This is a genomic window from [Clostridium] symbiosum ATCC 14940, assembly GCF_000466485.1.
Lineage (GTDB): Bacteria > Bacillota > Clostridia > Lachnospirales > Lachnospiraceae > Otoolea > Otoolea symbiosa.
On sequence record NZ_KE992926.1, the window covers coordinates 1 to 14963 of the forward strand.

The 14963-nt window shown below is 50.8% G+C and carries 12 protein-coding genes; 11 read left to right on the forward strand and 1 reads right to left on the reverse strand.

Translation table 11 applies throughout. The features are described 5' to 3' along the window. Positions 1-143: 143 nt before the first annotated feature. A complete protein-coding gene (locus tag CLOSYM_RS12135; protein WP_044902394.1) occupies positions 144-1007 on the forward strand; it encodes a hypothetical protein in 864 nt (287 codons plus the stop codon). 125 nt (positions 1008-1132) lie between these two features. Here CLOSYM_RS12135 and CLOSYM_RS12140 read toward each other — a convergent pair whose 3' ends face one another. Continuing rightward, positions 1133-3058 (reverse strand): oxidoreductase, encoded by a 1926-nt coding sequence (locus tag CLOSYM_RS12140; RefSeq protein WP_044902395.1) that lies wholly within the window; start codon positions 3056-3058, stop codon positions 1133-1135. Positions 3059-3327: 269 nt separating this feature from the next. Here CLOSYM_RS12140 and CLOSYM_RS12145 point away from each other — a divergent pair, with 269 nt between their 5' ends. The 10 genes from CLOSYM_RS12145 to CLOSYM_RS12190 all read left to right on the forward strand — a co-directional run bounded on the left by CLOSYM_RS12145 (position 3328) and on the right by CLOSYM_RS12190 (position 14927). Then, positions 3328-4278: a sugar-binding transcriptional regulator gene (locus CLOSYM_RS12145; RefSeq protein WP_044902396.1), complete on the forward strand. Its 951-nt coding sequence runs from the start codon at positions 3328-3330 to the stop codon at positions 4276-4278. 93 nt (positions 4279-4371) lie between these two features. Then, on the forward strand, positions 4372-5298 hold the full coding sequence (locus CLOSYM_RS12150) for a LysR family transcriptional regulator (protein WP_003503556.1): 927 nt from the start codon (positions 4372-4374) through the stop codon (positions 5296-5298). A gap of 82 nt (positions 5299-5380) precedes the next feature. Then, the gene (locus CLOSYM_RS12155) at positions 5381-6574 is read left to right on the forward strand and encodes a M20 family metallopeptidase (RefSeq protein ID WP_044902397.1); all 1194 of its coding nucleotides are present in this window, start codon (positions 5381-5383) and stop codon (positions 6572-6574) included. Positions 6575-6586: 12 nt separating this feature from the next. After that, the gene (locus CLOSYM_RS12160; RefSeq protein WP_003503560.1) at positions 6587-7990 is read left to right on the forward strand and encodes a YfcC family protein; all 1404 of its coding nucleotides are present in this window, start codon (positions 6587-6589) and stop codon (positions 7988-7990) included. A 239-nt stretch (positions 7991-8229) separates the two neighbouring features. Beyond that, entirely contained in the window at positions 8230-9144 is a 915-nt protein-coding gene (locus CLOSYM_RS12165; RefSeq protein WP_003503561.1) for a MetQ/NlpA family ABC transporter substrate-binding protein, read from the forward strand. Then, positions 9141-10184, forward strand: coding sequence for a methionine ABC transporter ATP-binding protein (locus CLOSYM_RS12170; RefSeq protein WP_021642332.1), 1044 nt, complete (start codon positions 9141-9143; stop codon positions 10182-10184). The genes CLOSYM_RS12165 and CLOSYM_RS12170 overlap by 4 nt, the downstream gene beginning before the upstream one ends. Beyond that, the gene (locus CLOSYM_RS12175) at positions 10165-10830 is read left to right on the forward strand and encodes a methionine ABC transporter permease (RefSeq protein WP_003503563.1); all 666 of its coding nucleotides are present in this window, start codon (positions 10165-10167) and stop codon (positions 10828-10830) included. The genes CLOSYM_RS12170 and CLOSYM_RS12175 overlap by 20 nt, the downstream gene beginning before the upstream one ends. Positions 10831-10881: 51 nt before the next feature. Beyond that, the gene (locus tag CLOSYM_RS12180) at positions 10882-12333 is read left to right on the forward strand and encodes an FAD-binding oxidoreductase (protein WP_044902398.1); all 1452 of its coding nucleotides are present in this window, start codon (positions 10882-10884) and stop codon (positions 12331-12333) included. 85 nt (positions 12334-12418) lie between these two features. Beyond that, the gene (locus CLOSYM_RS12185) at positions 12419-13327 is read left to right on the forward strand and encodes a LysR family transcriptional regulator (protein WP_003503567.1); all 909 of its coding nucleotides are present in this window, start codon (positions 12419-12421) and stop codon (positions 13325-13327) included. Positions 13328-13556: 229 nt separating this feature from the next. After that, positions 13557-14927 (forward strand): sodium-dependent transporter, encoded by a 1371-nt coding sequence (locus CLOSYM_RS12190; RefSeq protein ID WP_003507370.1) that lies wholly within the window; start codon positions 13557-13559, stop codon positions 14925-14927. Positions 14928-14963: the final 36 nt, after the last annotated feature.

Here is a 14963-nt window from a genome sequence, read left to right on the forward strand (position 1 = left end):
GGCAAAAGACCTTTTGACCCCAACATCATGACATGATACCAGGGTCAAAAGGTTGTAATAAAACATTAAATGAAAGGTAATACATCCCCGCGCGGCCTCTGGTATAATGTGGGTACTTAGATAACGATGTGAGGAGGATAATTATGATAAGTTCGTCAGTGAGAAAAAGCCTGGGCTGCGTCCTGATAGGCTGTATGGTATTTCTGTATGGCTGCGGGAGCAGCGGGGCGGCAGGAGGTACGGTGAATGAAACGGCCGGTACGGCGGCCGGAGTACAGAATGAAACGCAGACGGTAAGCGGGGATGGAGAGACTGCGACGGAGAACGGGGATGCGGACGGACCGTCATATTCCCAGAACGGCAGGCAGTTTGAAATTCTCGAGGTGAAGGAGAAATACCTTCTGGTAAGCGCCGTCGATATGGCATACGGACTTTATACCGCAGGCCATGGCCCGGTGCTGGAGGATGAAGACGGGAATGCGATTCAGGTGTCGGATTTGGAACCGGGCATGATCGTGGAGCTTACATGGAACGGGATGATACAGGAGAGCTATCCGGGGCAGTTTTCTTATGACAGATTGAGGCTGACGGGCCGGACCGGCAGCAGGGAACTGCTCCTTTACCAGCAGATTATCAAAGAGCTGGCCAAGAAGGATTCCGGTTTAAACGACGGGATCGGGGAATGCTATTTTGATTTTACCGGTGTTTCTTCCCTGACGGCGGCAGAGAAAGAGGGGCTTGCCTATATGGGCGGAAGCAGTTTCGGTGTTTTCGGCTCACAGGCGACGGCAGAGGAACTGGCAGAAGCCGGGATTCTGGATCGGGAGAAAGGAATTGAAAACGGGCTCCTGGTTACAATCGAGGAGATTTCTTCTGAGGGCGATACGGTTAAGTGTAATGCCAAAAAGTACAGAAGTGGTACGGGAGCCTATTACCTGTCTGATATAACGGCAGTGTATTCAGATGGAGAGTGGAGTTATAATATTGGTTCCGAAGCGATAAGCTGACAGAAAGCGTTACTATTCACGGCCCTGCTGAAAAAGCGCAGCTCCGCGAACAGTAACACGCTCCGCGATGCACAGAAACGGTAAAAAATGCCGTTTCCTGCACTTTCTGTGAAATTAAATTTATATTAAAAATGAAAGTTTGCGGCCGTCAAGGCGGCGTCTGCAATCGCGTCCATAGCCATTCCCGGCTGTCTCGCATCTCCTATGGAGAGTATTGGGACATCCGGGACGGCTTTTTTTACGTTTTCCTCTAAACGGCGGGAGCTTAAATTTTGTCTTCCCAGTGCATAAAGTATCGTACCAAAACCGTCGAAGTCCAGCTCCTTCCCGCCTTTCCGGCAGGTGACGCAGGGCAGGCAGACATTTGTAACCCGTACACCGGTTAACAGGCTGACCCGTCCCATCCTTAGACGTTCCATGACAAAATAGCGCCGGTTTTTATTCAAATCCTTTGCAATTTCAGAGCCAAGCTCAAAAACGGTGACAGGAAGGCCAAGCAAAGAGAGAGTCTCGGCTGCTTCCGTACCGATCAGGCCTCCGCCGAGAACGGCAACGGGAAGTCCGTCTGTTTGGAGTTTCACCCGGAGCGCCGGGTCCCGGAAGAGACGGTCCGCAGGATAAATGTTCTCTTTTGGCTGTCCGTCCGGAAGGCAGAGTCCGGGAATCTGCGGAACGGAAGGAGAACTGCCGCAGGCCAGAATAATGAGATCTGGATGAAACTCCGATATATTTTCCGGGGCTGCCTCCTGATTCAGAAGAATAGGAATACCTGCCTTTTGCAGCATTTCCAGGCGGAAGGAAATGATTCGTTCCATCGCATCTTTATGAGGAGGCTGCTTGGCGAGGTTGATCAGGCCGCCCGGAATGTGTTCCTTTTCCCAGATAACCGGACGGGCGCCGCGCATGGCGAAAATCCTGGCGGCTTCAAGCCCGGCAGGGCCGGCTCCGATTATCAGAATCCGCCTGTTTTCAAGCCCTTCCTCGTATGTGGGATGGAGAGACGCTTCCCTGCCCGTAAATGGGTTCTGTACACAGAAGATGGCCTTCTTGGTGATGGATTTGCGGCAGCCCTGGTTGCAGCCGAGACACCGGCAGATGGGTTCTTTGGCAGTTATCTTATTAACAAAATCGGGATCAGCCAGCAGTCCCCGTCCGACTGCGGTAAAATCGGCCGTCCCATCCCTCAGGAGTTCTTCGGCCAGCTCCGGTGAATTGATACGGCCAACTGCGATGACCGGGATCCGGACGGCGCGCTTGACACATGCAATTTCCCCGCGGTTAAAGGCATCCGGTACATCCATCGGGGCGGAGATATATTGCTCTGAGAGCGGCATTCCGATGGAAACATGGATGGCATCGGCTCCGGCGGCTTCCAGAAGGGGAGCGATCTTTACTGTTTCCTCAATGCCGCGTCCCTGCCCGCCTGGAATCCGTTCACTGGAGCTGATGCGGCAGATTACCGGAAATTCCCTGCCGCAGGCTTGTTTTATGGACGAGACAATATCACGGTAGAGCTTGCTGCGTCCCAGATAATCTACCCCGTATTCATCCGTCCGGTGATTATAATAGGGAGAAAGGAATTGAGCGATTTCATGGGCATGAGCGCCGTGCAGTTCCACTCCGTCAAGCCCTGCCTCTTTTGCGGCAAGGGCGCAGCGCGTGTAGCTCTCCGTCAATTTGAGAATATAGTCCTTTTCCATGTTATCCGGCAGCAGCAGTGCGGGATCCCGTTCTGCCTGGGCATTAGCAGGATGTATCTGTACAAAAAGCCTGCATCCGTACGAATGGCAGATACCTGCCAGGCTTTTCCAGCCGTCCAGGTATAGGGGGGAGGACAGCGCGGGCCGGGCCGGGCCCGGCGTTCCATGGGGGCTCCCCGGCATAATAATCATAGCCGCGCCTCCCCTGGCCCTGGCTCTGACATACTCTCTTAACTGTTCTGTTACGAACCCCTTGTCATCGCAGTAGTAATTGCACATCGAGGGAAATATAACCCGGTTTTTTAATGTGGTTTCCCCTATCTTTCCGGGGGTTAGAAGCTCTTTAACCATAAATTTTACCTTCCTTTTCGGATGCGTTTTTTGTGTGCTTGCCATTCTTTTAAGAATATGGTAACATGGCGGTAAGACAAAGTCAACAAATGTGAAAATATTTCACATTTGTTAAAATGGATTAGATTACTGTTCACACGGTTGTGCATCGCGAAGCGTGTTATTGTTCGCAGCACGCTGTTTTTTGGCGGGGTGTGAACAATAACAGGATTAGGGTACAGCCGTTTCTGCCGGAAAACGGCTGCAAAGACCGGATAGGAGCGAATAGAATGAATACGGAATTTCAGAGCGAGCAGATGGCTGAGATGGCTAGGCTTTATTATATGGAAGGAAGAAATCAGACGGAGATAGGAGAACGATTTGGAATCAGCCGGTTTAAGGTGGCGCAGTATATTCAGGAGGCAGCCCGCCGGGGAATTGTGGAAATCAAAATCCATACGCCTGTGAAGCGGGACGGCGGACTGGAGAAGGAGCTGAGGGAACGTCTGGGAATGAAGCACGCAGTGGTGATAGATAACAGCCGTCTTACCCATGAAGAGACTCTGGCCGGACTGGGAAAAGCGGGAGCCGGGCTGGTAAAATCATTGCTGGAGCCGGGCGTGACGCTGGGAATAGCCTGGGGGAAAACGATAGCCACGATAGCCGGCAGAATGGAAGCAGACAGAATGCTGCCGGTTCATATCGTCTCGCTGACGGGAAGCGCCGGTTTGATGAATCCGGAGCTTGATACCCAGAGACTCGCCTGGAAGGTGGCCGGCCTGTATCAAGCGGATGTCAGCCTTTTTCATATGCCGGTCTACGCTGCCGGCGAGGAAGACCGCGAAGTATTTATGAGACAGCCGGTCATAAGGGAGGCAGTGAAGCGGACGGAACAGATGAAGATTCTGCTGAGCGGAGTCAGTGCGACCTCCAGCCTGCTGAAGAACAGTAAGATATGGAAGGAATACCAAGAGCCTGAGGATAGGGAACGGGAGGCAGCGGGCAGCTGCTGCGGATATTTATTTGATGCTGACGGCAATACGGATTGCTTTCCTCTGAACCGGAAAGTAACAGGAGCCTCTCTTGCGGCCGTCCGCAGAACGGAATTTTCGATCGGCGCGGCTCTGGGCAGGCATAAAGCGCCGGCCGTCCTGGGGGCGGTACGTGCCGGGTTAATCAATGTGCTGGTCACCGATATAAACCTGGCGGGAGCAGTAATTGAGAATGGCATATCTATATAAAAAATAAAATAATAATAAAAAATATATAAGTTTTATAAAAACATCTTCTGTGCTATAATGGGATTTAAGCGGAACGGGAAAGGAAGATGCGGCATGAATCTGAAAGAACAAACTTATGTATGCGTACTGGCCGAATGCGGCAATATCACGAAGGCAGCGGACAGGCTGTATATTTCACAGCCGGCCCTCAGTATCTATATCAATAATCTGGAAAAGTCGCTTGGCACGAAGCTTTTTGAGAGGGCGGGCAAACGGTTTGTCCTGACGCCGGCCGGGGAGCTTTACGTGGAAAAAGCCAGAAAGATGCTGGAGCTTAAAAAGGAATTCGACGAGGCCATGGCTGAGATACGGGATAACAAGAGGGGGAAAATACGGGTCGGAGTGCAGCTGCGCCGTGAAACATGGCTCCTTCCCCCGGTTCTCTTTAAATTTGCCTCCGAATATCCCGGCATTGAGGTGGTAATCCGGGAGGGCAATATGTGGGAGATCAGCCAGATGCTGGAGCGGTATGAACTGGACCTGGTGCTGATGAATTCGGCTTCTGTCAGAAAAGATATGGAGTACCAGGTTCTGTTTGAGGAGGAGCTATTAATTGCCGTTCCCCAGATCCATCCGCTCAATGAGAAGGCCGTATATGTGGAGGGTTCCCGCTACAGAAACCTGGATCTCAACTGGCTGGAGGGAGAAAACCTGATTCTTCAGAATCCCAACCAGAGCATCCGCGCCGATGTCGATGCGGCCCTGAAGGATGCAGGCGTACATCCCGGGAAAATCCAGGTGATCCGGAATATTGAGACGGCCATTCAGATGACGGCGGAAGGGCTGGGAATCAGCTTTAACAGGGAAAGCTATGCGGGAAATATGAAGTACCGGAAAAAAGTGAATTACTATACAATGGGTGAATCTCCAAGGAAAACGGCGTTTGTGGCCGGTTACCGGCAGGGGATGTTTGTGCCGGAGTACATGCAGCGTTTTATAGAGCTTATCAGTGAGCAGGGAAAGGAATATATATTTTCCTAATATAAATAATAAAAACTATAAATTATACAAATACCTCCAAAGTCCGATATACTGAATGTATCAGATTGAAGGAGGTATTTTTATGCTGAAGGAAAAAGAGAAAATGTTCCGGTACATAGATGCGGTTGCCCCACAGATGGCAGCTATGTCTGATGATATTTTCGACCATCCTGAGCTGGGGCTGAATGAGTACCATGCGTTCGCACTGCTGACAGACTGGCTGGAACAGGAAGGTTTTGCAGTGGAGCGCGGTGTAGCGGGGGTGGAAACGGCATTCCGGGCAATCTATCATCATGGGAACGGCGGCCCAAACATCGGCCTGCTCTGCGAATATGACGCGCTTCCTGAAATCGGCCATGCCTGCGGGCACCAGCTTCAGGGGCCGTCCATTCTGGCAGCGGCAGCGGCGCTCAAAAATTCGGAGGCAGACGGGAATTATACAGTGACGGTATACGGCACTCCGGCGGAAGAGAGTGTCAGCGGCAAAATCATGATGCTGAAAAACGGATGTACATTTGAAGAGCTGGATGTGGCTCTGATGATGCACGGCAGCGGTGCAACCCAGGTGGATGTGAAGAGCCTGGCCCTTTCCAGGTTCAAGGTTGTCTTCCACGGCGTAAGCGCCCATGCGGCGGTAAAACCGGAGAAGGGAAGAAGCGCCCTGGACGGACTGATTATGGCCTGTCAGGGAGTGGAATTTTTACGGGAACATGTTGCGGACGATGTAAAGATGCACTATACCATTGTGAACTGTGGCGGCACACCGGCAAATATTGTTCCGGCTGTCGCTGAGGCCAGCTTCTATGTCCGTTCCTACAGCCGCAATTATCTCGATACGGTGATTGAACGGTTCCAGAAGGTACTAAAAGGCGCTGCGATGATGACGGAGACGGAAGTGGAGATAATTGAGGAAAAGGGAATTGACAGCAAAATTCCGTGCCTGGCGCTGAATGATATTCTGATGGATAATGCCTCTCAGGTGGAGGCGCCCAGAATCCGCCCCGCCAGAGAGAAGACAGGCTCCACTGACTTTGGCAATATCATGCACCGCGTACCGGGTTCCTGTATCAGGGTTGCCTTTGTAAAAGAAGATGCAGCCTCCCATTCACAGGATTACGTGGATGCCGGGAAGAGCAAAGAAGCACATGACGCGATTTCTTACGGTGCGAAGATTCTGGCCGGAGCGGCCCTGGATCTTGTGATGCAGCCGGAACTGCTGAAGGCAGTGAAACAGGAATTTGCCGACAGGATGGCTGATGAGATGAAGATGAAATAGGGGGATACAAACGTGAGTGAAAAAACAAAAAAACCATTTAAAATGCCGCATACCTTTGTTATTATCGGTATCATTATTCTTGCGGCAGTAGTCCTGACATGGATTATCCCGGCGGGAGAGTATGTGAGATTTGAAAATGCGGAAGGGATTAAGGTAATTGATCCGACGCAGTTTAGCTATGTAGACAGGACACCGGTGAATCCGTTCCTGATTCCGCTTTTTATCGTCAAAGCGTTTATCGGAAAGATTGATCTGATGCTGGTTATCCTTTTTGCCGGCGGAGCGTTCCATATGGTAACAGAGACAGGCGCTCTTCACGCAATAGTTGCAAAGCTTGCGAAGAGATTTTCCGGGAAGTTATATATTTTCATACCGATCCTGACTCTTGTATTTGCCCTTATCTGTACGACACAGGGTGTGAACCTGTTCATAGCCTTTGCGCCGATTATGGTAATGCTGGCAATGGCCATGGGGCTTGATTCCATTACCGGTGCGGCCATCATCCTTCTGGGCGGAGCCGTAGGTTTTTCCACAGGCCCGTTAAATATCAACACGACGATTGTAGCCCAGAAGATTGCGGAGCTTCCGCTTTATTCCGGTGTCGCATACCGTTTCGTCTGTTTTGCGGTATTCTATGTAGTGACCAATATCTACCTGATCCGTTATGCGATGAAGGTACATAAAAATCCGGAATACAGCCCGATGTATGATCTGGATCAGACCAGTGAATTTAAAGAAAATGCCGACCTTGAAACCTTCGGCACCATGGATTTCAGAAAAGTATTGATTATGTTCGCCTTCTTTGCATCCCTTGTCGCCATTGTGTACGGCGGTATCAAGATGGACTGGGACATGGAAGAGACGGCCGCTATCTTCTTAGGCCTGGCCGTGGTGGAAGGTGCTATTGCAGGCTTCGGCCCGTCCAAAATTTCCAAGGATTTCCTGACCGGATGTAAAAAGATGCTGGGCGCAGCCTTTATCATCGGTATGGCAAGCGCAATTTCCAGCATCATGAAATCAGGCAATATTATTGATACGGTTGTTCATGCGCTGGCCGGCGGACTGAACATGGTTCCGGCGGTTCTCCAGGCCCCGGCAATGCTGATTGCCAATACGGTTATCAACGTATTCCTTACATCAGGTAGCGGACAGGCGGCAGCCGTTATGCCGATTATGACACCGCTTGCGGATCTGCTGGGAATTACAAGACAGACTGCAGTGCTTGCTTTCAACTTCGGAGACGGATTCTGCAACTATGTGCTTCCGACCTCCACAGCCCTGATGGGAATTATCAGTGCTGCGAATATTCCTTACGACAGATGGATGAAATTCATGTGGAAGCTGTTCTTTATCTGGATGGGAACCGGTACGGTAATGCTGATTATTGCCCAGGCGATTCATTTCGGACCGATGTAAAGGTATGGAAATATAAATACTGCAGTAAGTATCAGCAGTTACAATACGGTAACGGCGGGTGTGATAGTTTTTGACTATCACGCCCGTTTTTTAATTCGTATTATGCAGAAGCCGCCTCTTTTTGTATAATAGGCTCCAACAATAACAGCAGGCGTTACTATTCGCGGACCCGCTGAAAAACGCTGTTCTGTGAACAGTAACCAGCAGGCTTCTATTGCAGGAGCGGTAAGGAGGACAGGATGAAAAAGATCACATGGAAGAATAACACGGTTAAGAGAAACACATTTAAGAAGGGCGTATTAAAAAAGAACCGGCTGGCGGCAGCAGGGGTTATATTGGCAATGGCGCTTCTGGCAGCCGGATGCGCAGGAGAAACAGGAGTACAAAAGGCAGAGGAGAGGGATGGGCAGACGACTTTGAAAATAGGCGTTTGCGCCGGCCCGTACGGAGATATGTTCACAAAAGCAGTCGCTCCCTATCTGGAGGAGAAGGGATATAAGACGGAAATAGTGGAATTTACCGACTATGTCCAGCCCGATATGGCTCTGGCGGAGGGGGAAATCGATGCAAACCTGATGCAGCACCAGGCGTATCTGGATCAGTTTGCAAAAGATAACCAGGTGGATATAGTTTCCGTAATCAATGTGCCGACACTGGGAATGGGGATCTTTTCCGATACCCGCTCCGAGCTTTCTGAACTGAATGAAGGAGACCGGGTAGCGCTTCCGGCCGATGCGGTGAATCTGGCCAGGGCGCTGCGGTTTTTAAGAGACTGCGGCGTTATATCCATCAGCAATGACATTGACGAGACGAAAGCGGGGACAGCCGATATCCTTGAAAACCCGAAAAAACTGGAATTTGTGACAATGGATGCAGCTCAGATTTCCAGAAGCCTGGACAGCGTGGCAATCGGCCTGATTCCCGGCAATTATGCGATTGCAGCCGGAATGGATTACCGGAAAGCGCTGGCTGTGGAGCGTTTGCAGGAAGAAATGAAAAATGTGATTGCCGTCCGGGCGGATGAAAAAGAGGGTGAAGGCAGTATCGGCAGCCTGTTAAAGGAAGCGGTGGAGTCAGACGCATTCAGCCGGGCAATCACGGAGGACAGCTTTTATGACGGTTTCGACAGGCCGCAGTGGTGGGAGGAAAAATGATAGAATTTGACCATGTATCCGTTACATTTCAAAACAGGGGAAAGAAATTTCATGCGGTGTCGGATGTCACCCTGACTGTGGAAACAGGAGAATTCTTCGGGATAGTCGGACCTTCCGGCGCTGGAAAAAGCACGCTTGTGCGCACCGTCAACCGGCTTCAGAGGACGGATTCGGGAAGCATAAGGATTGACGGCAGGGAGATTACAGGATTAAAGGGCCGGGCCCTCAGAGAGGAACGGCTGAAAATAGGGATGATATTTCAGCATTTTAATCTTATCATGAATGCCGATGTGGGCCGGAATATAGAATTTGCGCTTCTGGCTGCCGGGGTATCCGGCAGGAAGACAGAGGAAAGGACAAAGGAACTGCTGGCCCTGGTGGGATTGTCCGAAAAGCTCCATGCCTACCCGGCGGAGCTTTCGGGTGGGCAGAAGCAGAGAGTGGCCATTGCCAGAGCGCTGGCCAACCGGCCGGAGATTTTGCTCTGTGATGAGGCAACCAGCGCCCTGGACCCGGAAAATACGGCTGAGGTGATTGAGGTCCTGAAGCGGATTAAGGAAACGTATCCTCTTACGATTCTATTTATCACGCACCAGATGGAGGTGGCCAGGCAGCTCTTTGACCGCATGGCTGTGATGGAGAACGGCAGGATCATAGAGGCCGGTGACACCTATGAGCTTTTTACCGCTCCGAAAGAAGAGGTTACAAAGCAGTTGGTCAGTAAATCCTTCGAACTGTCGGTTCCGGAAGAGCTGCTGACCGGGGAGCGGGAAATTTTTACCGTTTCCTATTCAGGGAAAGAGGCTTATGAACCGCTTCTTAACAATATGGCGAAACAGTTTCAGGTATCCGTCAGTATTCTGGGCGGAAAAATCGAATATATCTGCCGCCGCCCTTACGGCGTGATAGTTATATCGATGGAGGGAGAGAGGGAGGAGAAGGAAAAAGCGGCCGCCTATATGAGGCGGTATGCCAAGGTGGAAAAGCGCGCCGCCGTTTTGGAGGTCAGGAGGTATGGTTATGATACAGTCGGGATTTGAGATATTGGGCAGGGAGTTTCCCAAAGCGCTGATTGAAACTCTGCAGATGATGGCGATTTCCATGGCCGTCTCGGCCGTGTTCGGACTCCTGCTTGGGTTTGTCCTGTTTCTGACTTCCAGTCCGCTTTTTTTCAGAAACAGGTTTGTTAATGCCGTATCGGGAGCCGTCGTCAATGTAATCCGGTCGATCCCCTTTGTGATACTGATGGTATTCTGTCTGCCCCTTGCGAAGGCGCTGGTCGGAACAAAAATCGGACCGCTGGCAGCGTCCGTACCTCTTTCGATAGCTGCAGTTGCTTTTCAGGCAAGGCTGGTGGAAGGTGCATTGAGGGAGGTGGATCAGGGGGTCCTGGAAGCCGCGGCAGGCTCCGGCGCCGGATTTTGGCTGATTGTCCGCCGCGTGCTACTGACGGAAGCGGCGCCTGGCCTGGTCAGGGCTGTTACCGTGACATTTGTCAGCCTGATTAGTTACTCTGCAATGGCAGGTCTGGTCGGAGGCGGAGGCATCGGCAATCTGGCAATCCAGTATGGTTACTACCGTTTTGAAACAGGGGTAATGGTGCTTACGGTTCTGGTACTGATTGCAGCCGTCCAGCTCGGGCAGGCTTTCGGCGACCGGCTGGCTGCAGCGCTTGACCGGCGTTAAGGACTGAACCGGCCTTTGGCCGCAGCGACGGACAGAGAGAGGGAGATAGATATGAGAATGAATGATAAACTCAGCATTGGAACAGGCAGAGATAGGGAGGCCGCCCCGGACATACGTACGGAGGTCCGGACGGATACAATCAGGGCGTATTTGAAAAAGAAGCTGAGAAGCGATCAGATTTTATCAGATAAAATAGATGGGAAATATTTGAGCGACGCCATGGGCAGAAGGAAGGGCGCAGCAGCTCTCGTCGTATTTCCGGAGTCGGCCGCGGAGGTTAGTTTTATTATGCGTTCTGCATGGGAGAATGAACTGCCGGTCACACCGCGGGGAGCAGGAACAAACCTGACCGGAGCCACGGTGCCGGACGGCGGCATTGTCCTTGACCTGTCCAGAATGAACCGCATTCTGGAGTTTGATCCGGATACATTTACCGCGACCGTGGAGCCAGGGGTTTTGCTGGCCGATTTTCAGAGTTATGTGGAGGAAAAAGGATATTTTTATCCCCCGGATCCGGGAGAGAAGCAGTCCACAATAGGAGGAAATATCAGTACTAATGCCGGAGGAATGCGGGCGGTAAAATACGGAGTGACCAGAGATTACGTGATGGGGCTGGAACTTGTGAAGGCGGACGGCACTGTGATTACGGTGGGCAGCAGAAACAGAAAGGACAGCTCGGGACTGAACCTCACAAATCTGTTAATCGGTTCCGAGGGGACGCTGGCGGTTATTACAAAATGTATACTGCGGCTGCTTCCAAAGCCGGAGTATTCCGTTTCAGCCCTGGTTCCCTTTCGGACGCTGAGAGAGGGGATCGCAAGTGTGCATACCCTGTCAGCCTCCGGGACGGCGCCTACGGCGGTTGAGTTTGTGGAAAAGGATGTGGTAAGGCTCGGAGAGGAGTTTATCGGGGAGAAGTTTCCGCCCTGTGACGCAGCCTGTTACCTGATTCTGACCTTTGACGGGAGCCGGACGGGGGTGGAAGAGGACCTTAAAAAGGCTGAAACAGTACTGCGCCGGTCTGGCGCGTCCGGTTTTCTGGTTCTGGATGAAGCGGAGCTTGCAAAGCGTGTCTGGAAAATCCGCGGGGCTCTGGTAAAGGCCGTGGAGGCAGTCAGCATCCAGGAGCCGGTGGATGTAGTCGTGCCGATCGACCGGATTGAAGAATTTGTAACCTTCTGCTCTGGACTGCAGAAGGAGACGGGAATCGGGATGGTAAGCTTCGGTCATGCCGGGGACGGGAACGTCCATCTCTGTGTAGTCAGGGGGGATATCCCACAGGAAAGATGGGAAACAGAGCTTTCTGCCGTCCTGGCGCGCATCTACAGCAAAGCAGAAGAACTGGGAGGACTTATATCGGGGGAGCATGGGATCGGGCTGGCAAAAAAGCGGTATTTTGAACATGCCTCGTCGCCGGAGGTGCTGGAATTGATGAGAATGATTAAACAATCCTTTGACGGGAAGGGCATACTGAATCCGGGGAAAAGCTACCTTGAATCATAGCGTGTCTGAAAGAGCGCTTGTAAAACAGGCGCCGGGCATTATATAATTGGGAGAGAAAAAATCCGCAGAAAGGATCGTACCCGGTATGACATTACAGCAGCTTAAATATATAGTGGCAGTTGCGGAGCAGAAATCCATGCGCCGCGCTGCCGATGCCCTGTATCTCTCACAGCCCAGCCTCTCCAATTCCGTCAGGGAGCTGGAGGGGGAGATAGGCCTTACCCTGTTCCGCCGTTCCAACAGGGGGATTGAACTTACGGCTGAGGGGGAAGAGTTCCTGAGCTATGCAAGACAAATTCTGGAACAGTACCGTCTTATGGAAGCGCGGTATATAGAGCGGAAAGCTTTTAAAAAGAAATTCAGCGTCTCCATGCAGCACTATACCTTTGCAGTGGAGGCGTTTATCCGGCTTGCCGGGAAATTCGGCATGGACGAGTACGAATTTGCCGTCCACGAGACGAAAACGTTTGAAGTAGTGGACAATGTGAAACGCCAGAAAAGTGAGCTGGGGATTATTTACCTAAACGATTTTAACAGAAAAGCCCTGGAAAAAGTGCTGAAAGACAATGAACTGGAGTTCCATGAGATGTTTACCTGCGGCATTTTTGTCTATCTGTGGAAAAACCATCCCCTTGCCGGCAGGACGGAAATATATTTCGAGGAACTGGAGGAATATCCCTGCCTCTCCTTTGAACAGGGGGAACAGAATTCATTCTATTTTGCCGAGGAAGTATTCAGCACCCGGGAATATAAGCGGATCATCAAGGCGGATGATCGGGCCACGCTCCTGAATCTGATGGTTGGGCTGAACGGCTATACACTCTGCTCCGGTATTATCTGCCGGGAACTGAACGGTAATGAATATACGGCCGTACCATTAAGGACAGAGGATGTGATGCATATAGGATATATTAAAAAGAAAAAAATACCGATCAGTTATATTGGTGAGATGTATATCAGGGAACTCGAGGAGTACCGGAAGGATATCCTGTAAAACACCGGGGACCAGTTAAGCAGATGAGGACGCCGCCGGTACAGCGGACGGGGTTGGGTTGGGTATTATTTCTGCGGAAGTAAAACCTTGTCTTTTATTGAAATATATAGTAAACTAGCTAGAGTATGTCTTAAAATTCGTCATCTGCACGCCTCGCTTCGCGGCATATTTGACGGAAAGCGATTTTCAGACACGCTAGGGATATGTATATTTATAAAGGAGAATGGTAATGGGCAGAGAGAAATTTTCATCACGTCTTGGTTTTATTCTGATTTCCGCAGGCTGTGCCATCGGTCTTGGAAATGTCTGGCGGTTCCCGTACATAGTTGGACAGTACGGCGGAGCAGCCTTTGTTCTGATTTATGCAGTCTTCCTTGTGCTTTTGGGACTTCCGATTATCGTTATGGAATTTGCGGTGGGAAGAGCCAGCCAGAAGAGCGCGGCGCTTTCATTCGACGTATTGGAGCCGAAGGGAAGCAAATGGCATTTTGAGAAGTGGTTTGCAATGGCAGGCAACTACATTCTGATGATGTTTTATACAACGGTAGCAGGATGGCTGTTCCTGTACTTTGTCAAAATGGCGGCAGGTGATTTTGCCGGCCTGGATGCGGACGGAGTGGCGGGAGAGTTTAATGCGATGCTGTCCAATCCTTCATTGATGATCGGTTTCATGGTTCTCTGTGTCGTATTCTGCTTTTCCGTCTGTGCGATGGGACTTCAGGGCGGCGTTGAGAAAATAACAAAGCTGATGATGGTCAGCCTTCTGGTGTTAATGGTTGTGCTGGCAATTAACTCCGTACGGATGGAGGGAAGCCGTCCGGGCCTTGAATTCTATTTAAAACCTGATTTTAACAAGATAAAAGAGACTGGAATCGGAGAGGTGGTGTTTGCCGCCCTGGGGCAGTCCTTCTTTACGCTGAGCATCGGGATCGGAGCCCTTGCAATCTTCGGCAGTTATATCGGCAAAGAGAGAAGACTGACGGGCGAAGCCATCAATGTTACAATTCTTGACACCTTTGTGGCTTTTATGGCTGGCCTGATCATTTTTCCGGCCTGCTTCGCTTATAATATTGAACCGGGACAGGGACCGAGCCTGATATTTATCACGCTTCCCAATGTGTTTAATAATATGCCAGGCGGAAGATTCTGGGGAACCCTGTTCTTCCTGTTTATGTCGTTTGCGGCGGCGTCTACGGTGATTGCCGTATTCCAGAATATCGTTTCCTTTGCAACGGATCTCACGGGCTGCAGCGTGAAAAAGGCGGTTGTTGTAAATATGATAGCCGTAACCCTTTTATCCCTTCCCTGTGTTCTGGGATTCAATGTCTGGAGTAATGTGACACCTTTCGGACCGGGCTCTACGATCCTTGACCTGGAAGACTTTATAGTCAGCAACAATCTGCTTCCCCTGGGAAGCCTCGTTTACCTGCTGTTTTGTACAAGCCGTTATGGCTGGGGCTTTAAGAATTTCCTTGGAGAGGCCAATGAAGGAAAGGGCATCAAATTCCCGGTATGGGCCAGGGTTTATGTATCCTATATCATTCCGGTCGTTGTGCTTTATATCTTCGTACAGGGCTACTGGTCTAAATTCTTTGCATAAATAATTAATTCAATAGTATAAATTACCGACAAGAGG

Bases quoted from the DNA above. Each gene is read 5' to 3' on its own strand.
- CLOSYM_RS12135 (WP_044902394.1), top strand. From the start codon at position 144: ATGATAAGTTCGTCAGTGAGAAAAAGCCTGGGCTGCGTCCTGATAGGC.
- CLOSYM_RS12140 (WP_044902395.1), bottom strand. From the start codon at position 3,058: ATGGTTAAAGAGCTTCTAACCCCCGGAAAGATAGGGGAAACCACATTA.
- CLOSYM_RS12145 (WP_044902396.1), top strand. From the start codon at position 3,328: ATGAATACGGAATTTCAGAGCGAGCAGATGGCTGAGATGGCTAGGCTT.
- CLOSYM_RS12150 (WP_003503556.1), top strand. From the start codon at position 4,372: ATGAATCTGAAAGAACAAACTTATGTATGCGTACTGGCCGAATGCGGC.
- CLOSYM_RS12155 (WP_044902397.1), top strand. From the start codon at position 5,381: ATGCTGAAGGAAAAAGAGAAAATGTTCCGGTACATAGATGCGGTTGCC.
- CLOSYM_RS12165 (WP_003503561.1), top strand. From the start codon at position 8,230: ATGAAAAAGATCACATGGAAGAATAACACGGTTAAGAGAAACACATTT.
- CLOSYM_RS12170 (WP_021642332.1), top strand. From the start codon at position 9,141: ATGATAGAATTTGACCATGTATCCGTTACATTTCAAAACAGGGGAAAG.
- CLOSYM_RS12175 (WP_003503563.1), top strand. From the start codon at position 10,165: ATGATACAGTCGGGATTTGAGATATTGGGCAGGGAGTTTCCCAAAGCG.
- CLOSYM_RS12180 (WP_044902398.1), top strand. From the start codon at position 10,882: ATGAGAATGAATGATAAACTCAGCATTGGAACAGGCAGAGATAGGGAG.
- CLOSYM_RS12185 (WP_003503567.1), top strand. From the start codon at position 12,419: ATGACATTACAGCAGCTTAAATATATAGTGGCAGTTGCGGAGCAGAAA.
- CLOSYM_RS12190 (WP_003507370.1), top strand. From the start codon at position 13,557: ATGGGCAGAGAGAAATTTTCATCACGTCTTGGTTTTATTCTGATTTCC.